This window comes from Corynebacterium pseudotuberculosis, from assembly GCF_002155265.1.
Lineage (GTDB): Bacteria > Actinomycetota > Actinomycetes > Mycobacteriales > Mycobacteriaceae > Corynebacterium > Corynebacterium pseudotuberculosis.
This window is the reverse complement of the sequence record NZ_CP021251.1, coordinates 1,274,801-1,298,232: the sequence shown is the minus strand read 5'-3', so window position 1 is coordinate 1,298,232 and position 23,432 is coordinate 1,274,801. Positions and strand designations below refer to the sequence as shown.

20 protein-coding genes are annotated in these 23,432 nt (G+C 51.5%); 6 read left to right on the top strand and 14 right to left on the bottom strand.

Going from position 1 to position 23,432, the window contains the following annotated elements; translation table 11 throughout:
• Positions 1-40: 40 nt before the first annotated feature.
• From CpATCC19410_RS06090 to ctaC, 12 genes are all read right to left on the bottom strand, one after another.
• Positions 41-1,351, bottom strand: coding sequence for an acyltransferase family protein (locus tag CpATCC19410_RS06090; protein WP_014300815.1), 1,311 nt, complete (start codon positions 1,349-1,351; stop codon positions 41-43).
• Between the two features lie 207 nt (positions 1,352-1,558).
• Positions 1,559-2,287, bottom strand: coding sequence for a lysophospholipid acyltransferase family protein (locus CpATCC19410_RS06085; protein ID WP_013242273.1), 729 nt, complete (start codon positions 2,285-2,287; stop codon positions 1,559-1,561).
• 34 nt (positions 2,288-2,321) lie between these two features.
• Complete coding sequence (locus CpATCC19410_RS06080; protein WP_014401276.1) at positions 2,322-3,275, bottom strand: ROK family protein; 954 nt, start codon at positions 3,273-3,275, stop codon at positions 2,322-2,324.
• Between the two features lie 124 nt (positions 3,276-3,399).
• Positions 3,400-4,530 carry a glycosyltransferase family 4 protein gene (locus tag CpATCC19410_RS06075; protein WP_013242275.1) on the bottom strand — a complete coding sequence of 377 codons (1,131 nt, stop codon included), beginning with the start codon at positions 4,528-4,530 and terminating at the stop codon, positions 3,400-3,402.
• Positions 4,531-4,590: 60 nt separating this feature from the next.
• Positions 4,591-5,595 (bottom strand): C40 family peptidase, encoded by a 1,005-nt coding sequence (locus CpATCC19410_RS06070; RefSeq protein ID WP_014401277.1) that lies wholly within the window; start codon positions 5,593-5,595, stop codon positions 4,591-4,593.
• A gap of 171 nt (positions 5,596-5,766) precedes the next feature.
• Positions 5,767-6,396: a C40 family peptidase gene (locus CpATCC19410_RS06065; RefSeq protein WP_013242277.1), complete on the bottom strand. Its 630-nt coding sequence runs from the start codon at positions 6,394-6,396 to the stop codon at positions 5,767-5,769.
• 769 nt (positions 6,397-7,165) lie between these two features.
• Entirely contained in the window at positions 7,166-8,788 is a 1,623-nt protein-coding gene (gene qcrB, locus CpATCC19410_RS06060) for a cytochrome bc1 complex cytochrome b subunit (RefSeq protein WP_014401280.1), read from the bottom strand.
• Complete coding sequence (gene qcrA, locus CpATCC19410_RS06055; RefSeq protein ID WP_014300818.1) at positions 8,785-10,005, bottom strand: cytochrome bc1 complex Rieske iron-sulfur subunit; 1,221 nt, start codon at positions 10,003-10,005, stop codon at positions 8,785-8,787. Before qcrA ends, qcrB begins: the two co-directional genes overlap by 4 nt.
• Entirely contained in the window at positions 10,002-10,898 is an 897-nt protein-coding gene (qcrC, locus tag CpATCC19410_RS06050; protein ID WP_013242280.1) for a cytochrome bc1 complex diheme cytochrome c subunit, read from the bottom strand. Before qcrC ends, qcrA begins: the two co-directional genes overlap by 4 nt.
• An 88-nt stretch (positions 10,899-10,986) precedes the next feature.
• Entirely contained in the window at positions 10,987-11,604 is a 618-nt protein-coding gene (gene ctaE / locus CpATCC19410_RS06045) for an aa3-type cytochrome oxidase subunit III (RefSeq protein ID WP_086591956.1), read from the bottom strand.
• A gap of 552 nt (positions 11,605-12,156) precedes the next feature.
• The gene (gene ctaF / locus CpATCC19410_RS06040; RefSeq protein ID WP_013242282.1) at positions 12,157-12,588 is read right to left on the bottom strand and encodes an aa3-type cytochrome oxidase subunit IV; all 432 of its coding nucleotides are present in this window, start codon (positions 12,586-12,588) and stop codon (positions 12,157-12,159) included.
• 21 nt (positions 12,589-12,609) lie between these two features.
• Positions 12,610-13,695, bottom strand: coding sequence for an aa3-type cytochrome oxidase subunit II (gene ctaC, locus CpATCC19410_RS06035; protein WP_013242283.1), 1,086 nt, complete (start codon positions 13,693-13,695; stop codon positions 12,610-12,612).
• A 513-nt stretch (positions 13,696-14,208) separates the two neighbouring features.
• Between ctaC and asnB the strand changes: the two genes are divergently transcribed.
• Positions 14,209-16,131 carry an asparagine synthase (glutamine-hydrolyzing) gene (asnB, locus tag CpATCC19410_RS06030; protein ID WP_013242284.1) on the top strand — a complete coding sequence of 641 codons (1,923 nt, stop codon included), beginning with the start codon at positions 14,209-14,211 and terminating at the stop codon, positions 16,129-16,131.
• A 233-nt stretch (positions 16,132-16,364) separates the two neighbouring features.
• Here the strand turns inward: asnB and CpATCC19410_RS06025 are convergent, their stop codons facing one another.
• Positions 16,365-16,712 carry a HesB/IscA family protein gene (locus CpATCC19410_RS06025; protein WP_013242285.1) on the bottom strand — a complete coding sequence of 116 codons (348 nt, stop codon included), beginning with the start codon at positions 16,710-16,712 and terminating at the stop codon, positions 16,365-16,367.
• A 462-nt stretch (positions 16,713-17,174) separates the two neighbouring features.
• Here CpATCC19410_RS06025 and CpATCC19410_RS06020 point away from each other — a divergent pair, with 462 nt between their 5' ends.
• The 4 genes from CpATCC19410_RS06020 (at position 17,175) to CpATCC19410_RS06005 (ending at position 20,490) form a co-directional block, all read left to right on the top strand.
• Complete coding sequence (locus CpATCC19410_RS06020; RefSeq protein WP_014300819.1) at positions 17,175-17,906, top strand: DUF3043 domain-containing protein; 732 nt, start codon at positions 17,175-17,177, stop codon at positions 17,904-17,906.
• A gap of 4 nt (positions 17,907-17,910) precedes the next feature.
• Complete coding sequence (locus tag CpATCC19410_RS06015) at positions 17,911-18,465, top strand: bifunctional adenosylcobinamide kinase/adenosylcobinamide-phosphate guanylyltransferase (RefSeq protein ID WP_014300820.1); 555 nt, start codon at positions 17,911-17,913, stop codon at positions 18,463-18,465.
• Positions 18,466-18,512: 47 nt separating this feature from the next.
• Positions 18,513-19,577: a nicotinate-nucleotide--dimethylbenzimidazole phosphoribosyltransferase gene (cobT, locus tag CpATCC19410_RS06010; RefSeq protein ID WP_013242288.1), complete on the top strand. Its 1,065-nt coding sequence runs from the start codon at positions 18,513-18,515 to the stop codon at positions 19,575-19,577.
• Positions 19,578-19,668: 91 nt separating this feature from the next.
• Entirely contained in the window at positions 19,669-20,490 is an 822-nt protein-coding gene (locus tag CpATCC19410_RS06005; protein ID WP_013242289.1) for an adenosylcobinamide-GDP ribazoletransferase, read from the top strand.
• Between the two features lie 114 nt (positions 20,491-20,604).
• Here CpATCC19410_RS06005 and CpATCC19410_RS06000 read toward each other — a convergent pair whose 3' ends face one another.
• Positions 20,605-21,705, bottom strand: coding sequence for a branched-chain amino acid aminotransferase (locus tag CpATCC19410_RS06000; RefSeq protein ID WP_013242290.1), 1,101 nt, complete (start codon positions 21,703-21,705; stop codon positions 20,605-20,607).
• Between the two features lie 107 nt (positions 21,706-21,812).
• Here CpATCC19410_RS06000 and CpATCC19410_RS05995 point away from each other — a divergent pair, with 107 nt between their 5' ends.
• Positions 21,813-23,330: a leucyl aminopeptidase gene (locus tag CpATCC19410_RS05995; RefSeq protein ID WP_013242291.1), complete on the top strand. Its 1,518-nt coding sequence runs from the start codon at positions 21,813-21,815 to the stop codon at positions 23,328-23,330.
• Positions 23,331-23,432 lie beyond the last annotated feature (102 nt).

The following is a 23,432-nucleotide window of genomic DNA, read 5'->3' as shown; positions in this document are numbered from 1 at the left end:
TAATAAACCACTATGCACCAGCCGTGCATCGCCCCTGACTTTAGGCGTTAGCCGTTATGGGTGTCTGCTTTACCGTGCTCTCCCGACGCGCAACTAGTCCGCGTGGAGCGATTGAACGCCCAATGAGAGGCATTCGTGACAAGAGTTCCATCGCTGCAGCTCCAACGATCGTAAAACCGATACACAGAAAAACCCACGCCCAAGAAGCCCCTAGGATGGTATCGCTATACAGCTCAATTCCTTCTTCACGATAACGAAAGAAATATCCAAAGAGCAGCGTCAAAACAATAGGATGACTCAGGTAGATCACCAAAGTATGTCGACCGATCCACTGCAACCCCTCGCTCAATAGCGAGATTTTAGAGAGTAAGACCGCAAATGATATGGCAGCAGGCAAATGCAATAAATGCGTAAGCGTAAGAAGGGAGAGACCCCAGACTTCTGAGACAGGTAAATGCGATATCTCGCGGCTCAAGAGCAGCGTCCCACACGCCACTGCAAGCTCTATGGGTTTAAGGGCATTTTCTGCATAACGCTCGATCCAAGGACGCGCATAAGCGCCTATCAAGAAACACGGAAGATAAGTAATAACTTTTTCCGTTATAGGAGTTTCTGGGGCTATAGGCGCGCACACCACAATGGCGAGGGGAATAAACCAACGCAACCAAGGATGCAGGAATTTTGTGCTCCACAATGCGATGGTAAAGAAGAACAGGGAGTGCAGGAACCAATACATGTTTTCGGAAGTCCACAGAGCCTCCACATAAAAATCCTGATCCGGGAGAGGCTCCTGCCAAAACACAAAAAATTCTATCCGCTTGGCAAATAGTTCCAGTGGGGTCCATAACACGTAGGGAACTAAAAGAAACCACAGGCGGTGGACAAATAGCTCCGCAAAGCTAAAACGAAATACCTTAATGGAAAAGAAGCCGCTTACTAGAAAAAATAATGGCATTCGGAGTGGTGCGATGAGCTCATTTACCTGCGCCACTGTCGTATACGTGCCATCAGGGACAGCCAAACAGATATGGAGAAGCACCACTCCGATGATCGATAGCCCCTTGGCCAAATCAGGCCACGCCATACGTGGTTTCTTCTGAGGCGCTGATACGGCTATTGCCAAAGAAGTCTGCGCTCCAGTGTCCATAGCAAGAGGCGGCCTGGTCGCTTTGCGTGCTTTTTCTTCCAAAGTCGCAGCATCGTTAGCCCCAGGCAAAAGACGCTCATGCCGAAAAACCCTCATTCTATGGGTAAAGCTCTTGCTCTTTTCCGCCCACATCTTCTTTTTTCTCGGGGTTTTCATGCTAGAAGGGAAGCGAAAAACACGCGGCTTTACTAGTCGCCGATCCATTACGCTCCCTCTACAGGCTGTCGCCTTACTCGTTTTTGCTCTACAAAAAGCAAAGCGCTGGCCACGACCGGCTACGCTTTTTAGAATTAGCTGTCCTACGCTTTGCTCATTAACCAACCCGGGACTCAACTAGCGTGAGGTAGCCCTGAAAAATGCATCATAATCTTAGTTGATCAGCAGAACAGCCAAAACTAAGGGCATCCAAATTTACTGAGCACCCTCGGGGTAGCCTTTGCCCTCTTCAAGAGATTTTTTCACTTCCGTTGCATACATATCCACATAGGGTTGCCCGCTTAATCGTGAAAGCTCATGCATCACGTAATCGGTAAGGGCACGATATGCCTCATGCGACTCCGGATTTAGTCCCCGCTCCTCGGCAAATTCAGAAGGAATGATCGGATCGCCTATCTTCATTCGGACCTTGTAAGGACGTGGTATCCACGACCCGATCGGATTGGCCTCTCGGCTTCCGATCATAGCGACGGGCACCACTGGATCATTGGTGGTAAACGCAATCCGGGCCATCCCTGTTCGCCCTTTATAGACCCTCCCATCGGGCGAACGCGTACCTTCAGGGTAAATCCCGAATACGTCTCCCCGCCCCAGAATCTCGCGAGCAGTGCTAATCAATTCCGCAGCAGCAGTCGGAGAGTTTCTATCGATAGGAACCTGCCCTACGGAAGTAAAAAACCACTTTTGTAACCGACCGACGCACCCCGAGGAAGTAAAATACTCGCTCTTTGCCGGAAAAGTGATCTGGCGACGATAAACCAAGGGAAAATAGAAAGAATCCATAACCGACTGATGGTTCGATGCGAGAATCACTGCTCCCGACGATGGGATTTTATCTACCCCTTCAATCTCGGGTCGATTGTATAGGCGCAGAATAGGACCCAGCAGGACGTGCTTGAAGGTCCAGTACCACTTGTTGTGCATCAGGAAATCCTTGAATGTCAGAGAGCGAGGGCTATCAAACCAATTGGCGAGCCAAATCAGATACCCCGATCATACCCGCATCTCCGCCTAGCTTCGCACACGAAACTGTGGGAAGGGGGCGGTATCCTGCCCCCACCATCGATGCAGCCATTGTCTCCACAGCAGTATCAATATAAAGCGCGCTTGCAGTGGATACGCCCCCACCAATCACAATAAGACCGGGATCAAGGACATCGGCAACCACGGATAGGGCTCGCCCCATCCATTGCGCAAAATCTTCAACTACAGCGCAAGCCAGCTGATCACCGTCGCTAGCTGCGGCCATAATGCGCTTACCGCTCAGGGAACCATCAGCTAGATAGTCGATAAGCACGGACTCTGTTGCTTTGCCCGCCGCGATCATCTCGCGGGCAGTAGTTTCCAGGGCAGTTCCCGAACAGTAGCGTTCAAGGCACCCTCGTTTACCGCAGGAACATGTTCGTCCCCCTGGTACCACAGTGAGGTGCCCGAATTCCGGCGCTGTGCCAAAAGCCCCACGGTAAATTTCTCCTTGATGCATAAGGGTTGCACCAATTCCCGTTCCCACGGCAAAAAGAACCCAGTTATCTGCCCCCTGAGCGGCACCAAACCGATATTCTCCCCATGCAGCAGAATTTGCATCGTGCTCAAGCCGGACAGGTAGCCCTAAAGCATCTGAAAGTTCTGCACGGACATGCCGGTCTCTCCACGGAAGGTGTGGAGCAAAACGAACGACCTCACAATCAGGATCCAAGAAGCCAGCTACGGCGAGGCCTACTGCGGAAACCTCGTGTTTTTGCTTCAGGTTATCCACCAACCCGATGATGCCCGATTCAAGTAATTCAGGAGTTGATGGCGTAGGAACCGACATAGAGTCAATAATCTGACCATCCGAAGTCACCGCCGCCGCCCGCATGTTAGTGCCACCAATATCAAAGCCCACGGTGACTGCGTCGGATCTTTCAGACATATCTCGCCTCAACTGTCCTCGACTTCTTAGAAAACGCGCGCTATATGCGGCCGCGCACTACGGAACCGCTTAACGCATAACTAGCAAAGTATAGCGAGCCGCTACCCCAATATCACATTCACGCTTATAGCAACGCGCGCAATCTCCGCCCCATAATCTCCCAACTCCATTGCTCTCTCACGTGTTTTCTCCCCTTGTCCGACATAGCTTGCCGACGCTCCCCTCCCATCGCTGCAAGAGAGTTCACGGCAAGCGCCACCGCCTCAGCATTATTCCCGTCCACGACTACACCGCTTCCAGATGCAATCGTCTCCGGGGCGCCGCCTGAGTTCCCAGCAATGACCGGAACGCCACACGCCTGAGCCTCCAGAAAGACAATCCCTAGCCCCTCAACATCAAGTCCTCGTCCCCTAGTTCGACACGGCATAGCAAAAAGATCACAAGCTTGAAGAATCTCCACCATGCATTCTTCAGAGACCCGACCCATGAAAGCTACGTGATCTGCTACTCCATGTTTTTCCGCTAGCTCCACTAGCGTGTTTTCGTATGGTCCTCCCCCTACAAGCACCAACCGACTCGACTGCTCCTCTCGAAGTATCTCAGGAAGAGCCTGAATGAGCCGGTCTTGTCCTTTTCTGGGTACCAGACGAGAAATACACGCGATAATAAACTCGTTCTCATCCCACCCCAAGTCCTTGCGGATACGCTCCCTCACGCCATTTTCTACTGGGTGAAAACGCTCTATGTCCACGCCAGAAGGAAGGTGCGCAAACCTAGCGCTAGGGCCAAAGGCTCCACGAATACGCTCAAGCGTGAATTCGGAAATATAAGTGACCACGTCACTGTATTGACCAATGAGCCGCAAGAGTTGGCGTGCTATCGGGATCATTGCCCACCCCACCTCATGCCCATGAGTAGAAGCAATAACTCGGCGTGCACCAGCTTTCTTAGCTTTTTTGCCAAGAAGTCCCAGCGGAGCAGCCGCACCGAACCATACCGTATCTATGTGCTCTTTCTCTATAATTTCTGCCATTCGACGCGCCGTAGCAGAAGTAGGAAGCATAATTTTGCGAGGCCAACGATAAACCTTATATGGAAGGGCTGCATCATAGGATTCCGCCGCAACGCTATCTTGAGTAGACGCAAATACCACTACGTCCTGTGGTGGCAACTCAGCAAGGTAGTCACGAACATACGACTGGATGCCGCCAAGCGTCGGCGGAAAATCATTGGTAACTAAGAGCACCCGGGCCATACTCTGATTCTCCCCTGAATAGTGAGAACCCGACGATCGTCGGGAATGCAATGCAAATGATTAGTAACGGCGAGCTCCATAAAAAGGCATCGAGTCTACGGGTACCACCTGGACCGGGATACCATAATCCGACGCATGTACGAGCATTCCGTTGCCGGCATAAATTCCTACATGGGTAGCCCCCGGATAGTACCCGACGACGTCTCCTGGCTGCAGCTCACTACGAGAAACGGGAGTTCCACCAGCCATCTGTGCCTGAGACGTCCGCGGAAGAGATTTACCCTGTTGCTGATAAGACCAATACACCAATCCAGAACAATCAAATTGCGACGGTCCTACTGCTCCCCACCCATAAGGCGAACCGAGCTTAGTCATAGCAGCCTGCAACGCTCCCATCCCCTCGGGATTAGAACCTACGACCCCGTCGAGCGAATATTCCACAGGACCATTCTTCGCTTCCCATCGCAGCCGGTCTTCGCGGCTGAGACTTTCTACCTGTTTACGTAGGTCTTCAGTCTTGGTCTTGAGGGCTTCCTGCTCTTTGAGCAAAACTCCGTGCTGTCTTTCAAGCTCGGCTTGCTTAAACTTTGCTTCAGCGATCGCGCGAGTAACAGATCCTCTCTTAATAGCAGAGTTTTCCGTTGCTTTAGATAGCTCGCCTAGAGCAGCCTGCGCATTTCTAGTGAGAACCGACATGTATGCGGCACGATCAATAGCATTCTGGGGATTTTCTGCCGAAACAGCATTAGTTAAGGGATCGATAACCGCCCCACGATATTTTGAAGCCGCTAGACGATTGATTTCACTGCGATAGACGTCTTCTTTAGACTTTGCCTCGTCAGCTTCTTGAGTAGCGCGATCAACGTCGGCTTGAAGATTCTGTAAAGCCTCTTTTCCCGCAGCCAAATCAAGTTCCAGCTGTTTCACAGCCTCATTCTTAGCGTTAGCATCTTGGGAAATGGCGTCCATTGAGCTAATAAGGGATTCAACATCATCAGCAAAAACAGCCGGGGACAAAGCTCCCCCTGCAGAAATCATGACCAGCAAAGGTGCAACGAAAAGCATTTGGCGCGTTTTTTTCACTGTTTTCCCCAAAATGTCTAGCTAGATGAACACAACAACTATATAGCTCACACAGCAAAAAACAAGCATTGCCCTGGACGCCCCTAAGCAAAGTGAAAATAGTGAAGGTTCGGCACCGTTATGCCGAACTTTCACTATTAACCACAGGTCTAATTAATACCGAACTGCGTTGTAATAAGGCATGTAATCAATAGGTGACTCAGAAAGCGGGGTACCTTCAGTGAGTGCATGGATAACAGTGCCATTGCCCGTATAAATTCCAACATGGGATGCACCGGAGTAGAAGGCGATAATGTCTCCAGGCTGAAGATCCTGTCGAGCAACCTTTGTTCCACCCGCAGCCTGAGCGTAGGAAGTACGCGGGATGGACTTACCAATCTGTGCATATGCCCACGAGGTCAAACCAGAGCAGTCGAAAGCGCTAGGACCTGCAGCTCCCCACACATACGGTGAACCGATCTTAGATCGTGCCGCATCAACAACAGCCTGGCCAGAAGAAGCGGCCGGAGAAGAACTGATGGTAGGAACGTTTACCAATGCGGAGTAATCAGCATTTCCGCCCTGCCCCTGCAGAGAAGGAATCCACTGATCACTACCCGGAACGTTTGCAATGCCGGGTACATTTTCAATCCCCTGAACCTCAAACTTGATTCCAGTGTTAGGAACTACAACCTCAGCGGCATGTGCTTGCCCGGTAAGAGTTGCGGTGGCACCCACCACGACAGCGGAAGCTGCTGCTGCATTACGTGCGGTGTTCTGATTGCTGCGACGGTGCTTAGCCACGAAAGAAACTCCAAATCCTTATCGGTCTGCCACATAGTGACTGCTTTCCCTTTTTAGAAGGAAGCAAGCGACCCTATCTTCAAGTACGTGCAGCCCCATCACACGGGACCAACTCAAATGTCTCGATTAGGTTACGAAACGGCAACGCTTTATGTCCACCCATCAACAAAAATCCGCGCGTTATAAAACCGTTACTTAACAGATCCCACCTTTCCTTAATTTTAAATAAGACCACCCCCACTAACCGAACCCTGCAGTATTAAATGGTAAAAATTTCCCCACCAAGCTGCATTAATAAGAAATACTTTCAAGGGCAAAAAATCCCCCAAAGTCCATCACACTTTCACCACAATCGTTGAAATATAAATACATATGATCCCGATCACATTTTGTGATTTTCTCCATAATAGAAGCCTCGACTGACCTTTTTCGTGCCAAAAAAGTGCAGCATTATGACTATTTCCCATCTAAAAAACCGTCCCTTGTGTAACTAAAGCCTCAAAAGTAACAGCATCTGTAGGGCGTCAGGAGTCATGCGAAACACTTATTTTGCATCGATGACTAAACGGGACACGTAATAATAATGAGTCTAAAACTCATCCTTCGCGGTCATGCATGTGTCCCCTGGCTAGGATTTTCCCACCTCCACCCCACAGTTATCCCCTCTGAGTTTGTTCCTTATATATAAGGGGTAATCCAAGAAAACCGAAAAGCAGCCTTCCTGCTTATCAGAAAGGCTGCTTTTCGTATTCGAGAACGTTTTTTAGGGCTAGTCTTTTTCTACCCCATCTTTGATGCGATTCTGCTTCTGCAGATTCTCATACATTTCGACTTCTTCGCGATGATTCTCATGCTCTATTTCATCGTATTTAGCCGCGATATCCTCCGAATCAGGAGTGAAGAAGGAACCACGACCAGGGTGTCCACCAAAGCCGAGCTGGTTGAGCTGCTTAGGAACAGCAGCGCCAGCGTATGGAAGCGGAATTGGGTGTCCATGCTCATCTACAGGACCAAGCGGCTGGTGTACCTCTACAAAGGCGCCATTAGGCATGATCTTGATAACGCCCGTCTCAATACCGTGTTCCAAAACCTCACGGTCAGAGCGCTGCAGACCAAGGCAAATCCGGTAAGTAATAAAGTAAGCCAGTGGAGGCAGAACAATCAGACCGATACGTCCAACCCATGTCATAGCGTTGAGGGAGACCTGGAAGTGGTACGCAAACAGATCGTTACCACCAGAGAGAGTAAGCAAGAAGTAGAAGACAATCGCCATCACGCCAAGCGATGTACGTACCGGGACATCCCGAGGACGCTGCAAGAGGTTGTGGTGCGCATCATCGCCAGTGATCTTCTTCTCAATGAACGGGTAAGCCACGAGTAGTGCAACAAGAACGCCACAAAGAAGGGCGACCCAGAAAGCACCGGGGATGGTGTAGTTACCAAAGTAGAGTTCCCAAGCAGGCATCACACGCGCAGCACCGTCAGTCCACAGCATGTAAATATCAGGTTGCGACCCGGCTGACACCTGTGACGGGTTATAAGGACCCAGGTTCCAGATAGCGTTGATAGAGGTCAAACCAGCCAGGAGTGCCAAGAAGCCGAAGGTAACCAATCCGAAGGATGTGGTCTCTAGGATGAAGACAGGCAGGATACGAACGCCAACAACGTTATTCTCTGTACGTCCAGCACCTGGGAACTGCGTGTGCTTTTGGTACCACACCAGAGCAAGGTGAGCCGCGATCAAACCGAGGATGATGCCTGGGATGATGAGCACGTGTGCAATATAGAAGCGGTCAAGCATCAGATCAGAGGGGAAATCTCCACCAAAGATCAACCAGTGCAACCAGGTGCCGATGATCGGGAGAGCCAAAATAATGGCAGACATGATGCGCAGACCAACGCCTGAGAGCAGATCATCGGGGAGGGAGTATCCCATGAAGCCTTCAGCCATGCCCAAGAACAAAAGCACACAACCGATAATCCAGTTGGCTTCACGCGGGCGGCGGAAAGCGCCAGTGAAGAAGATGCGGAGCATATGCACCGTCATGGAGACCATGAAGGTCAGCGCAGCCCAGTGGTGCATCTGGCGAATAAACAGACCACCACGAACTTCGAAGGAAAGGTTCAGTGCAGTCTCATACGCACGAGACATCTCCACACCGTTCAAAGGCAAGTAAGCGCCTTCATAAATAACCTTGGTGATGGAGGGATCAAAGAAAAGTGTCAGGTATACGCCGGTCAGCAACAAAATAACGAAGCTGTAGAGAGCGATCTCGCCGAGCATGAAAGACCAATGCGTCGGGAATACCTTATTAATTTGACGGCGAATACCAGCAGCAGCTGTGTAGCGCGAGTCAATATTATTGCCAATGTCAGCTAGTTTGTTGCTCATGAACGACGCTCCCAGAATGCCGGGCCGACAGGTTCAACAAAGTTTCCTGCGGCAATGAGGTAACCCTCTTCATCAACGGTGATCGGCAGCTGCGGCAAAGCACGGGCAGCCGGACCGAAAACTGGCTTGCCGTAATGCAATGCATCAAACTGCGACTGGTGGCACGGGCAAAGGATGCGGTTTGTCTGAGCCTCGTAGAGAGACGTTGGGCAACCAATGTGCGTGCAGATCTTGGAGTAGGCGTAGTAATCGCCGTAGTGGAACTCTTCCTGCCCCTCGCGCTCAACAACTTTTTGAGCATCAGAAGCGCGGAGACGAATCAGCATGACTGCGTTTCGCGGACCGTGGATCGAGTGCATCTGCTCCGTGTATACGTCCGCATTTGCGCTGTACTTATCGCCGTCGTTAACCAGCTCTTCTGGAAGCGGGAAAACGGTTTCCATCGCAGCAGCAGAAAGATCTTCCGGACGCATGCGAACAAGGCGGCTAACGCCGTGAGTCGTGTAATGCGTGCCAACAGAAGTGCTGTGCTTTTCTGCCGTGGTTCCGGTATCGCGCCCTAAGTAAAGCTTCACGCCTTTCTCATGCAAAGTCCAACCGGAAGTCCATAGGGTTCCATCACCCTGAATACCTAGCTCGCCCTTCTTCCAAGGGTTCTTCACCATACCACCGAGCGGGGCAATAATAACCAAGCCGGCAAGGAGACCACCGACACCAAGCATCGACTTCAGGACTTTACGACGTCCCAGGGTGGAGGTTTCCCAAGAATCATTCAGGAGCGCGGTGATTGTACGACGATCGGTTTCTTCCGAAGGACCATCGTGACGGCGTTGCACCGAAATCTCTGCTGGAATGATGTTCTTGATGTAAATGATTACGCCAAAGCCTAGTGACAAAATGGCAAGACCTGCGGTCAAACCAAGCAGTGGCGTGTACAGGGTATAGGTCCACAGACCAGAGTCGCCGAGACCTTTATAGTGCCACGGCCAGAACAGGTAGATAGCCAAGTAAGCCAGGGCTGCAACGATGCCAATACCAAACCAAACGCCAACTTTTATAGAAGCACGCTTGGAAGCAGGATCGCCTTCGACCGGAAAACGCTCTTTGCGATAAGCAACAGTCACTCCGTCGAGCTCTGTACCCAAACGGGCTAGCTCGTCATTAGACATCGCTTCTAATTCTTGCGTTGTGTATTTCTTTCCATTGCTATTGCTCATGAGCGAGATCCAATCCACAGAGCAGCGGCCACCAAGACCACGATTCCAACGAGCCACATCAACATGCCTTCAGAGACTGGGCCTAGTCCACCCAAGTTCCAGCCGCCTGGGCTAGGCGTCTCTTTAGCTGATTTGATGTAAGCAATAATGTCTTTCTTCTCATCAGCGGAGAGCTGACGATCCGAGAACTTAGGCATGTTCTGAGGACCAGTAAGCATTGCCTGGTAGATCTCCTGCTCGTTTGCAGGATCTAGAACAGGTGCATATTTACCACTAGACAGCGCACCACCGCGTCCCGTGAAATTGTGGCAAGAAGCGCAATTCAAACGGAAGAGATCCGAGCCGCGAGCGACATCGGCTGGATCGATCTTTCCGTTGTAGTTAGCACCACGAAGAGTATCTAGCGCGACAGAGCCGTCCTCGTTATATACGATGCCGGGGCCGCCACCGTTAGCCTCAACATATGCGGCCAGCGCTAGGGTCTGTGCCTCAGAGTAGCGCGGGGCTTTGCGCATAGCCTGTGCCTCATTGCGCAGCATTGGCATACGACCAGAATGAACCTGGAAGTACGTTGCACCGGAGCCAACACCGATCAGTGAAGGACCTCGGTCTTTCACACCTTGGAGGTTTGCACCGTGGCAGGTGATACAAGCAACGTCATAAAGATCCTTACCTTCCTGAATCATTGCTTGCTCGTCTTGGCGCGCGGTAGCTACCTGGGCATCAGGTGTCACTGCGTTAACCAACAGTCCGGTACCGGTAAGGCCAACAGCTAGAGCTAAAGCACCAGCGGCAGTCCGGCGCACCTTGCGGCGAGCTCGAACTTTCTTGGCCTTGGAGACTGAAGCTGAGGGTATTTCTACCGCTTCAGTCTTGTTCTGGGTGGTATCCATCATTTCCCTTAATGTTCTCGAATACGGAAAGTGAGGGGCTAGTTCAGTTCATACAACCGGAGTCAGCGGTCACATGAGCCAAGACCGCCTATTGAATGAAGTAGATCGTGATGAACAGGCCGATCCAGACCACGTCAACGAAGTGCCAGTAATAGGACACCACCATCGCAGCAGTCGCCTGTGCTGGTGTGAACTTCGATTTAGAAATACGAAGTAGCACAACCACAAAAGCCAAGACACCCGCAAGCACGTGAGCTGCGTGGAAGCCCGTGGTGATGTAGAACGCAGACGCATATACACTGCTCGGAATCGTCATACCGTGCTCGATCAAGTGGTAGTACTCATAACTCTGACCGAGTAGGAAGATCGCACCCAACAAAATGGTCAGCGAGAACCAACGACGAAGACCAAAAACGTCTCCACGCTCTGCTGCAAACACACCAAACTGAGCTGTTACAGAGGAAGACACCAAAATAACGGTGATTACCAATGCATAAGGCACATTGAGGTGTCCGGCCTCTTCTTTCCAAGAGCCATTACCAATCCCATTTGCACGCGATGTGAAGTACATCGCAAACAAACCGGCAAAGAACATTAATTCCTGAGACAGGAACACAATCGTGCCGACACTGACCATATTTGGCCGGTTCAGTGCCGCAACACGCTGCGGTGCTGCCATATCTTTGTTTCCTATTGCGCTCGTCACGTTAATTAGTATGGCCGTTTCTTCCGATCAAGTCACATCTTGCCCCCGCCCTTTTTAGGTCCTCATTTCTTACAAAAAGCGATATTTTTGTGTTCCACAGCCCACAGTTTTTCTTAAAGACAACGAGAACTAAAAGCCCTCTTTATACGACGACAGGTTTCCGCAGGTCATCACAGTAGGAGACCGAAAATCACCCAGACTCCCCCTTAGTCCCCCTACATCACCCCTCCTACATTTCTTTCCAGTTTTATTTCCCCCTTCATTTTTCTTGAGAGATATTTCACACCCCAGAAAGAGCTCTCCCCTCAATGCTGCAACTTTAGTATGACCCCCAACTACCTGCGCTTTTATACTCAAAACCGGTTAGGCTGACGTTTTTTGCCCCTTAAAAATTATTTTTAACCCCGCGGGAACTTTTCCCAGACATCAGCAGCACTGTTTTTAAAACAGATAAAAATCCGATCCCCACCGCCATAATGAGAGGTGGGGATCGGATTTATTTTCTAAGGAAAGTGCGTTTCCAGCAACAAAAGCGGAAGGCTAGTGATGTAACTAGTGCTTTTCTTTTGGCATTCCGTACTGAAGGTTCAACATGGTTGTGGTGTAAATAAGCAATGCCGCACCAACCGCAATGAGCCAGTAATGAAGGAAAATAACGCCAAAGCCAAGAACGGCAACAGAGCCACTCATAGCTGCGGGCCAGATGGAACTAGGGCTAAAGAATCCGAGGGTGCCAGCGGCATCAGCAACCTCAGCCTCTTCCCAGTCCTCAGGAAGGATATCAATACGATTTTCAGTAAAGTGCAAGTACCCGCCCAGCATCAAGGTGAGCAGCGTAGCCAGAATCAGCGAAACTCCACCAGCCCATTCAAAACCGGGGTGGCTACCAGAATCCCTCACATACATTGTGGCAAAAACGTAGATCACCGACATGACAGCAAGGAATGTTGCCATCGAATACATGATCTTGGATGTAGCTTTCATGTTCTCTACTTCTCCTTGTTCCTACGCAGCGGGGCTGGTCTTATCAAAGTTATTGCCATCACGCGTAGCGCGCTCGGAGTTGAACGGGTGCGTGGTGGTTGCGTAGGGCTCCTCCCCAATGCTCTTTAGGGCATCGGAGTTTGTAGCCTGCGGGTTGCTATTCCGGAAAGAGATGTACTGCTTGAACTTCTCGGGAGTTACTACGCGAATCTCAAAGTTCATCATTGCGTGGTAGGTACCGCACATTTCGGCACAACGTCCCACAAAAGCGCCAGTCTTTTCGATCTTTTCAATCTGGAAGCGACGCTGCTGCTTGTTCTGTTCAGGGTGGTTGTACACGTCACGCTTGAACAGGAACTCCGGAACCCAGAATGCGTGAGAAACGTCAGCAGAAGCCAAATCAAACTGAATTGCGGTGTCGCTTGGAAGAACTAAGACTGGAATCTCTTCAGAGGTACCCAAAGTCTCAATCTTGTTAAAGTGCAAGTAAGACGTATCGGTCTTAGACATTCCGTTGATTGGGTTCTTGCCGCTAGGATCCACCTTGCTTGCCTCAGCAGCAGCTTGGCGAGCATCATCGACACCCTTATATTCAGCACCGGTAGGGGAAAGATCGGCAGCGATATCCGAGTATCCAAACTTCCAGTTCCACTGATAAGCAGTCACATCTACAGTAACCTTAGGATCTTTATCCATTGCGGTGACTTTGTCCTGTGTCTGAACAGTGAAGAAGAAGAGACCCATAACAATCACGATCGGGATGATCGTGAGCACCAGCTCTAATGGAATGTTGTACTGAGTCTGACGCGGGAACTCATCTTTACCGGCTTTCTTTGCGCGCTTAGCGCTCCACGCAAACATTCCATAGATAAAGAGGCCCCACATAATAAAGCCAATGATCCAGGCAGCTACCCAGACCCAGACCCAGAAGTTATACATCGACGTAGCTTCGGGCGTAATACCTTCCGGCCAACCAAAGGCTAGAGCTTTACCCAAAACACCGCCTGGTGCATCTACGTCACATCCCGCAAGGGTAAGGCCACCAAAACCGATGGCACCACCAAGCAATGCTTTGCGCCCAATGCCACGCTTTTGCTGCTGTTCCACGCGCGTTTGCCTTCCTGTCGCACTTATTTCCTTTAGAGCCTTAGACCATCCGCAAACACATCAGTTCCTGATTGGGACAGCCCAAAACCCACGCCTATTAGTGCAGGATAGTCCACCCCTCTTTGTTTTCCTGAATGTCACGGCACGCTCTCCCCCTTCTTCCCACTATGGTTTCTCCAGGAACCTTCGGATTTCCTAGGGAAATCCACCCCAGTAGCGCAGATCACGCCAGAATATAGTGCCTTAAATCACAGGAACTAAACTGACAATCAACCTTATGTATACCCTCCCCCAGAAAACAGCACGTTAGTGCCTCAAAAAGCGAATTCTTTAGCGCGACAGCGTATAAAAAATAAGAGCAATCTAGGACGCTCCCACACCCCTCCCCCGAGAATTAAGAGCGTTTTCGCTCACATTCCCCAAAGCCGATCCTCGTAATACCTTCTACAACCCCAACGGGGTACCCTTAGACAGCTAAGTACTTTGTTCATATATAAGAAGGAGCGGCGAACTATGTGCGGACTTCTTGGCATGCTTACGAGCACAAGGGACGCCCAAAGGTATGTCTCGGCCATCGAAAAATCGCTACCGTGTATGCGTCACAGGGGCCCAGATGAGGCTGGAACGTGGCATGACCAGCAAGCCGTCTTTGGGTTCAATCGCCTTTCTATCATCGATCTAGAACATTCCCATCAGCCACTAAAATGGGGGCCGCAAGGCCAAACTGATCGCTACGCAATGACGTTTAATGGCGAAATCTATAACTATGTAGAGCTCAGGGCAGAACTACAGGAACTCGGTTACACCTTTAATACCTCAGGCGATGGCGAGACCATCGTTGTTGGATATCACCACTGGGGCGCCGAGGTTGTCCAACACCTGCGGGGCATGTTTGGCTTTGCTATTTGGGATTCTCAGGAGGAAAAGCTCTTCCTCGCCCGCGATCAGTTTGGTATCAAGCCGCTGTATTACGCAACCACAGACGCCGGCACCATTTTTTCCTCGGAGAAGAAATGCATTTTGGAAGCTGCCGAGGATATTGGTCTAGACCTCAGCCTTGATCAACGAGCTATTGAGCATTACGTTGATCTGCAATACGTACCAGAACCGGAAAGTCTTCACGCAAATATTCGCCGGTTAGAATCAGGCTGTTACGGGGAAATTGTCCCCGGCGGCAAGGTCAAACAGACTCGTTATTTCCGTCCCCAATTTCCAGCGCAGGAAGTTCCCAAGAGCAAGGAACAGGATCTTTTTGATCGAATCGCCCGCGCGTTAGAGGATAGCGTCGAAAAGCATATGCGTGCCGACGTCACCGTGGGGTCCTTCCTCTCCGGTGGCATCGATTCCACTGCGATAGCTACGTTGGCCAAGCGCCACAACCCTAATTTGTTGACCTTCACCACAGGTTTTGAGAGAGAAGGTTACTCAGAGGTTGATGTTGCCGCAGAGTCTGCTGCAGCGATCGGCGTAGAACACATCGTTAAGGTTGTGTCACCAGAGGAATACGCCAACGCCATCCCCCAGATTATGTGGTACCTGGATGACCCCGTAGCAGATCCCTCACTTGTCCCCCTCTTCTTTGTGGCCCAAGAAGCTAGGAAGCATGTCAAGGTTGTCCTCTCCGGCGAAGGCGCGGACGAACTTTTCGGCGGCTACACCATTTATAAAGAGCCGTTGTCTCTCGCCCCCTTTGAAAAAATCCCGTCCCCCCTACGTCGAGGCCTAGGGCAACTTGCCAAGGTTTTCCCCGAAGGCATGCGCGGCAAGTCCTTGTTAGAGCGCGGTTCCATGACCATGGAAGAACGCTATTACGGCAATGCTCGCTCATTTAACTTTGAGCAGATGCAGCGCGTTTTGCCATGGGCTAAGAAGGAATGGGATCACCGCGAGGTCACAGCCCCAATCTACGCTCAGTCCACGCATATGGATCCGGTGGCGCGCATGCAGCACCTTGATCTTTTTACGTGGATGCGAGGCGATATTTTGGTTAAAGCCGATAAGATCAACATGGCACATTCCCTTGAACTCCGAGTTCCCTTCTTGGATAAAGAAGTGTTTGCGGTCGCCGAGACTATCCCCCATAGTCTGAAGGTCACACAGGGAACCACCAAGTATGCGCTGCGTAAGGCAATGGAACAGATCGTTCCACCGCATGTCCTGCACCGTAAGAAACTCGGTTTCCCTGTCCCCATGCGCCATTGGCTAGCTGGAGACGAGCTATTCGGCTGGGCTCAAGACACCATTACGGAGTCACTCACAGACCATATCTTTGATAAGAAAGCTGTCTTGGACATGCTCAATGAACACAGAGCAGGAGTCAGTGACCATTCTCGTAGGCTATGGACTGTTCTTGCCTTTATGGTGTGGCATGGGATCTTTATAGAAAACCGAATCGATCCTGGAATCGAGAAAAAGGACTATCCGGTTTATCTCTAGCGGTAGAATATTAAGGCGCCCCTCGCGCTGTGGTGGGATTAGACGGTAGTTCATCTAATCCCACCGCCTATTTTTTCTTCCTACCTGGACTTTTCTTCCTTTTCTAGGATTTTGAAGCATCACAAAAGGCGCCGAGAAAGAGCAAAATTCCTCCGCATCATGGATAGATCATGATGCGGAGGAATTTTTATAATCGACAACGTCTCCCACCAAAAGGGGTATTATGCCAAAAATCAGTTGAATGAGTCTCCACATGCACAGGAGCTACCTGCGTTAGGGTTATCAATGGTAAAACCTTGCGACTCAATAGTGTCTGCAAAATCGATGGTTGCCCCGGTGAGATATGGAACCGACATCTTGTCCACGACAAGACGGACTCCATCTACTACATCGGCTTTATCGCCGTCCAGGTCCCGATCGTCGAAGTACAGCTGATAGCGCAATCCTGAACAGCCACCGGGTTGTACTGCAATACGCAGAGACAAATCGGTACGCCCCTCCTGCTCAAGCAGCGCTTTGGCTTTAGCTGCTGCAGCTGCGCTGAGGATAACGCCAGTGTTGGAGGTTGTAGGTGCAGTCATCATGTCTCCTTTTCGAGTTTTCCGCCACTGCGGTTACTCGGTTTCATTCTTTACGTGCTCGTGTAGATGTGTGCAGTGTCCACGCTACGTGGCAGGAGCCACACCCTGACAGAACCCACAACAGGTTCCCTTACTTATAACAAGTACGGTTGTCGTCTTCTACAAGAAGCTATAACCGACAACTATACCCTCTCTTTTTCGGCGATTGAGTCTGGGAAGCCCCACATAGAGTTTATCTCCCACGGCCCAACTGGCTCCTATAAGAGAACTAAAGTCCATCACGTTTTATTCCAAAGCCTCAATCATCCCCCACAAGAACGAAGGTTCACGCACACAATATTTGAGTGAGCCAGCCTAGAATACGCCCTCTTATCTGCCCTTTTTTATCCTCTGCAGGAGCCCTACTCACGGGGGTTATTCCTGCGTTCCACTTTTATAGCGATACCTTGTAGCCTAGTAACCGTGAAATTACCTTGGAACAAAGACTCCTCTCAAGATCCTGCCAGCACTGATACTTCCTCACTCGCGGCTACGGAGACGCCTTCGGCTTCCCAGACTTCAGGCCTCAGCGACGCCGCGAATCGTTCCAAGGCTTATACCCCTAAAAAAGGCCACGCTACTCCTTCTCGTAAGCAGGCTCAGGCGCATCCAGGCACTTTCGAGTCGCGCTTTGGTGCCCGTGGAGGTTATGGCGATTCACGTAAGAAGCGCAAAGAGCTCAAGGCTTCTATGTCCAAGGAGGAATGGAAGGCTTATAAGCGGGAGCGCGCGGAAGAGGGCAAGCAGCGGCGTCGAGAAGCTCAAGCTGCGATGGATCGTGGCGATGAACGCTACCTTCTACAGCGCGATCGCGGTGAGGAGCGCCGTTACGTCCGCGATCTCGTAGACTCCAAGCGCTACATTGGAAACTTTGTTATGCCGCTTGCACTGGTGCTTCTTGTCATTCTCCTTATCGGGCGCTGGGTACCAACATTTGCTAACGCAATGTCCCTTGTAGCATTGATCTTCATCGCCGCCTTTGCTATCGAGGCCATCGTTCTTGGCAGGAAAACAGCACGCGCAGTACGTGAGCGCTTCCCCAACACCTCTGAGACAGGCTTTGGCATCGGTGCCTATGCATACGGCCGGGTGACCCAACCACGGCGCTGGCGCACACCAAAGCCACAAGTCAACATCGGTGACACGGTAGCGTAATCCTGTGCGTACTTTGGTTTTGGGAGGAGCCCGTTCCGGCAAGTCTGCTTTTGCAGAAGCACTTGTGGGGGCGGGCTCTTGCCGTTATATAGCCACCGCCCGTCCTTATGGCGATGGTGACTTTGACGCAGATTTTCAACGCCGGATTTCACAGCACGTGCAACGCCGCCCCTCGCACTGGGCGACAGAAGATCGCGCAGATCTCTGCGAAGTGTTCTCCCCCGAGTATCTGCGGCAGTACACAGAACATTCTTTGCTTGTCGACGACCTCGGCACCTGGCTTACTCATCTGATTGATATCAAAAATGCATGGGATTCTCCTACCGGCAGCACCAACCTAGAAGCAGAACAGCTCACAAATTTGCTCCGGGGTTTCCCCACCAATCGGGACGTGGTTCTTGTCACTCCTGAGGTAGGAATGGGCATTATCCCCGCGCAACATTCAGGCAGGTTATTCCGAGATGAGATAGGAACACTTAATCACATGATTGCGGATGTATGTGATCAAGTGTTCCTCGTTATAGCCGGACAACCATTACAGTTAAAAAGCGTTCTTTGACGTTATGCAACACATCGCGATAGCCAAACACATGGGAGTGCAACAACATGCAGCCATCCGATTTCTTTCCCAAGATCGATGCCCCTAATTCCGAGATAGCGGAACAGGCACGGGCCTTTCAGCTCACGCTGACTAAGCCAACGGGTTCGCTTTCGCGCCTGGAAGATCTTGGGGTATGGCTCAGCGCCTGTCAGGGGCAGGTTCCTCCTAAAAAAATCGTACGCCCTCGCTTAGTGGTTTTTGCCGGTGACCATGGCATCGCTACGAGCAACGTCTCTCCCTACCCCATCGAGGTATCAATCCAAATGGCGGAGAACATCCGCAATGGTGGCGCAGGAATCAACGCAGTAGCAAATTCTTCAGGTATCGGCATACGCGTTGCCGATATTTCTTTAAACCACGATGTGTGGGGCGAGGAAAGGGTCTCTCGTTCGTGCGGATCTATTGACCGAGAAGATGCGATGACGCAAGACCAGCTGGTTCGCGCCATTGAAATAGGAAAACGCATCGCGGACCAGGAGGTAGATTCCGGCGCAGACGTCCTGATGGCAGGAGACCTCGGCATTGGCAATACCACTCCTTCCGCTGTGATCATCGGATTGTTGACTAACCAAGAGCCTGTGGTGGTTACGGGCCGCGGCTCAGGCGTGGATGATGAAGGCTGGAAGAGAAAAGTCTCTGCGGTACGCGACGCAATGTTCCGTGCCCGCGATTTGCGCTATACGCCGCTGCTTATGATGCAAAAGGTCACTTCTCCTGAGCTCGTCGCTATGGGGGCATTTATCGCACAGGCTGCTGTGCGCCGCACCCCCGTGCTTCTCGACGGCGTGGTAGTCACAGCCGCGGCCATGCTTGCGGAACAGCTTGCCCCCGGTGCCAGAAAGTGGATGCAGGCAGGACACCTTTCAGCGGAACCTGCTCATCGCTTTGCCCTTAATTACCTAGGTCTTGAGCCACTCCTGACCTTAGGGTTGCGACTAGGAGAAGGGTCTGGAGCCGCCGCTGCCTTCCCGCTGCTCCGCATCAGCGCAGACATTATGACTGACATGGCTAATTTTGATAGCGCTGGAGTCTCCGGGGCGGATGCAGTTCCTGTCAATCGTATGGGTTAACACACAGATCAGGTGTTGTTGCTGCAACGGGGCTCGTGCCAGCTAAGTATTCAGTGCGTACCTCCCTCCCATAGAAAGTTGGGTTTTCACGATGTCAGGCAAAGTCGGTTTTGTGGAAGGCGAACATCGCCCCGCAATTATCGAAGGACCGCTTACGGCTTTGAGTTGGCTCACCATTCTTCCGGTTCAGGGGGCCACAGCCTTTGACCGCATCACTGGTGGACGAGTGCTAGCGTCAGTTCCTCTCATCGGCATTCTGTTAGGTGTGCTCGGGGCTGGTTTGGCCGGTCTAGGGTTTCTCTTCCAGATCACGCCGCTTTTAACCGCAGTGGTGATTGTGTGTTTCTGGGAGCTTTTCACACGGTTCATGCACCTTGACGGGCTCGCAGATGTAGCCGATGCCCTAGGCAGTTACGCTCCCCCTGAGCGGGCTAGGGAAATTATTGCAGACCCAACGACCGGGCTTATTGGTATGGGCTCCGTCTTTATCTCTCTAACGCTTCAGATCGCAAGCTTTGACGCTCTCATCAGCCGTGGGTACTGGTGGATGATTTTCTTTGCACCGGTGATCGGCAGGCTGTGCTCAATCTTTAGCGCGCATTCCACTTTAAAACCGATGCGTCCGACTGGATTCGGAGCCATGATGATTGGCACAGTCCCCACTACCACGATAGCGATATGGCTCAGCATTGTTTCTACAGCCTCCGTGGGCATCCCGCTGCTCATCGGAGCCTCCACCGTAGCTATCATCGTTATCACCTCCCTCCTACTCAGTATCGGTATCGCTGTGCTAGGGATCAGGCATTGCAATCGACGCTTTGAGGGAATGAACGGGGACACTATCGGCTTTATCATGCACTCGTGCACGGCAGCCTCAGCGGTTTTCTTAGCTGTTGGAGTCTGTGTGCTCTAAGTATTCTTGTATCCCTTAGCGTTCCGCATCGGGATAAGTCGAAGTAAAAAGCCATAAGCCGATTTGTTTCTCTACAGCGGCTTATGGCTTTAAAAAATTCTCACACTAGTTGTTCTAGACCAAAGTGTGCATCCATTGGTGCGGATCTTCCACTGTGCCACGCTGAATACCTGTGAGTATCTCGCGCAGCTTCATAGTGATGTCGCCGGCGATATTATGATTGATCTCAAAGTCACCATGGTTTGACTTAACAAACCCCACAGGGGTGATCACCGCGGCAGTGCCACAGGCAAAGGCCTCTAGCATAGAGCCATTGGTAGCCGTTTCCTGCCATTCTTCTGTAGAGATGCGCCGCTCTTCCGTGGTATACCCCAGGTCACGAGCAATCTGAAGAAGAGAATCACGGGTGACTCCGGGTAAGAGAGAACCCGAGAGCTGAGGGGTAACAATGTGCGGCGCAGACTCCTCACCCATAACAAAGAAGAGGTTCATCCCTCCCATCTCTTCGATATAACGATGCTCGTGGGCATCCAGCCACACCACTTGATCGCAACCTTTTTCTGTCGCCTGGGCTTGAGCAACCAGAGATGCCGCATAATTACCAGCAAACTTTGCAGCACCCGTGCCTCCAGGACAAGCACGAACATAATCCTCAGATAGCCACACCGATACAGGCTTAATACCGCCTGAGAAATAAGCGCCGGCGGGGGAAGCGATCAGCACGTAGCGATACGAGTTCGAGGGATGCACACCTAGCGTCGCCTCAGTAGCAATCATAAACGGACGCAGATACAACGCTTCCTCGCCCCCAGCTGCGGGAACCCAGTCACGATCGATATCTACAAGTTGCCGCAAAGACTCAACAAAAATCTCCGTGGGGAGTTCCGGCATAGCCATGCGCGCTGCGGAACGTTGGAATCGAACAGCATTGGCTTTAGGCCTGAAGGTCTTAATCGTGCCATCGGAATGCCGGTAGGCTTTAATTCCCTCAAAAATTGCCTGACCATAGTGCAAAACGCTAGCGGCAGGATCAAGGACAAGAGGAGCGTAAGGAACAACCTTTGCGTCATGCCACCCCTGTTCCGCGTTCCAATCGATGGTTACCATGTGATCAGTAAAACGCTTGCCAAAGCCTGGGTGAGCAAGGATATCCGCAAGTTCTTCAGCGGAAGTCTGAGATTCTGTTTTGTGGATGCTGAACTTAAGAGACACCATAATTTAAACGTACACCGCACATTGGCCTGCTCAATTAGATAGTCTGATAAATAACGTTTTCCACGGGGTCTGAGGACCTCGTTACCAACTTTTGGAGGTACTAAACTTTGAGCACTCAGTTTTCACTTGCGTCCCGTGGCTCTGCGACAGAACTCGCGTTGGCCAAGAAGCTTCCAGACGATACGACGGCTCTTGCGGTTGCCCTCTTTGCAGGAGAAGACGGTCTGGAGTTTGCTGCGACCGGACTTTTTGATGATGACTTAGAAGTAGCAATCTGGGAGCTCTTTAGCGCGGTTGGCGCAACCGGAAAGGCAGGAGAAATCCACAGGGTTCCTTCTATCGAAGGAATCGAGGTGGACTTCATTGTCGGCGTCGGACTTGGTAACAATGACAAACTCGACGATGAGGCTCTCAGGCGCGCCGCTGGCGTCGCAGCACGCTCCTTAGCAGGTGTGGACTCCGTAGCCACTACTCTCGGTGCTTTCGGCCTGCGCGCCGCCGTAGAAGGTTTTGCACTGGGAGCCTATGACTACAAGGGGATCCGTTCTGAGTCTGCCGAGGCTATTGCTGCCAAGAAGCCAGTGGGCACGGTCACCTTCTTGTCACTGGGAGATAAGAAAACCGCCAAGCCCGAATTCCAGGCTGCACAGATCACGGCGGAATCCGTCATGTTCGCCCGCGATTTAGTCAACGCTCCTTCCTCTCATCTCTACCCTGAGTCCTATGCGGAGATCATCAAGAAGGAAGCAGAAGACCACGGCATCGACGTGGAGATTCTTGATGAGAAGAAACTCGAAAAATTAGGGTTCGGAGGCATTCTCGCTGTTGGCAACGGCTCTGCGCGTAAGCCACGCCTTGTACGACTCACTTGGGCCCCTAAGAAGGCGAAAAAGAGCGTTGCTTTGGTTGGAAAAGGCATTACCTTTGACACCGGTGGAATTTCGCTCAAGCCTGGCGCCGGGATGGACGACATGATCTCCGACATGGGCGGCTCTGCTGCAGTCGTAGCCACCGTCATTGGTGCAGCTCGCCTAGACCTGAAAGTAAAAATCACTGCGACAATCCCACTCGCAGAAAATATGCCTAGCGGGGATGCTTATCGTCCAGGCGACGTTATCACTCATTACGGCGGAATTACTTCAGAGATACTCAATACCGATGCAGAAGGCCGTCTTGTGCTTTCTGACGCTATCGCGCGTGCATGCGAAGATAAGCCGGATTACCTGATCGAGACTGCAACGCTGACCGGTGCGCAGCTTGTGGCCCTTGGAGACCGCACTTCCGGTGTCATGGGATCCGACGCCTTCCGCGATCGCATCGCGGAAATCGGCCGTTCCGTAGGCGAGCAGGCCTGGGCTATGCCGCTTCCGGAAGAACTCGGCGAAGCGATCAAATCCCCAGTGGCGGATATTCGTAACATCACCAAATCACGTTCTGGCGGAATGCTGGCCGCCGGATGGTATCTTAGCCATTTTGTTGCCGAAGGTATCGATTGGGTCCACGTAGATATCGCTGGACCGTCATACAATAACGCAGGGGTGTACGGCTATACGCCGAAGCGCGCAACAGGTGTGCCGGTACGCACCTTCCTAGCTGCTCTTGCAGAGATTTCTGAGGAAAAGTAACTTCTTCACTCCGCTGATGGTCGGCCAAGGGTAAGACCATCAGCGGATTTTTCTTCTATGAGCATTGCCCTGTTTTGGGTTACGGAGAGGCGTCGGCACGCT

Coding starts and splice junctions, on each gene's coding strand:
- CpATCC19410_RS06090 (WP_014300815.1), bottom strand. CDS start 1,351: ATGGATCGGCGACTAGTAAAGCCGCGTGTTTTTCGCTTCCCTTCTAGC.
- CpATCC19410_RS06085 (WP_013242273.1), bottom strand. CDS start 2,287: ATGCACAACAAGTGGTACTGGACCTTCAAGCACGTCCTGCTGGGTCCT.
- CpATCC19410_RS06080 (WP_014401276.1), bottom strand. CDS start 3,275: ATGTCTGAAAGATCCGACGCAGTCACCGTGGGCTTTGATATTGGTGGC.
- CpATCC19410_RS06075 (WP_013242275.1), bottom strand. CDS start 4,530: ATGGCCCGGGTGCTCTTAGTTACCAATGATTTTCCGCCGACGCTTGGC.
- CpATCC19410_RS06070 (WP_014401277.1), bottom strand. CDS start 5,595: ATGCTTTTCGTTGCACCTTTGCTGGTCATGATTTCTGCAGGGGGAGCT.
- qcrB (WP_014401280.1), bottom strand. CDS start 8,788: ATGAGCAACAAACTAGCTGACATTGGCAATAATATTGACTCGCGCTAC.
- qcrA (WP_014300818.1), bottom strand. CDS start 10,005: ATGAGCAATAGCAATGGAAAGAAATACACAACGCAAGAATTAGAAGCG.
- qcrC (WP_013242280.1), bottom strand. CDS start 10,898: ATGGATACCACCCAGAACAAGACTGAAGCGGTAGAAATACCCTCAGCT.
- ctaF (WP_013242282.1), bottom strand. CDS start 12,588: ATGAAAGCTACATCCAAGATCATGTATTCGATGGCAACATTCCTTGCT.
- asnB (WP_013242284.1), top strand. CDS start 14,209: ATGTGCGGACTTCTTGGCATGCTTACGAGCACAAGGGACGCCCAAAGG.
- CpATCC19410_RS06025 (WP_013242285.1), bottom strand. CDS start 16,712: ATGACTGCACCTACAACCTCCAACACTGGCGTTATCCTCAGCGCAGCT.
- cobT (WP_013242288.1), top strand. CDS start 18,513: ATGCAGCCATCCGATTTCTTTCCCAAGATCGATGCCCCTAATTCCGAG.
- CpATCC19410_RS06005 (WP_013242289.1), top strand. CDS start 19,669: ATGTCAGGCAAAGTCGGTTTTGTGGAAGGCGAACATCGCCCCGCAATT.
- CpATCC19410_RS06000 (WP_013242290.1), bottom strand. CDS start 21,705: ATGGTGTCTCTTAAGTTCAGCATCCACAAAACAGAATCTCAGACTTCC.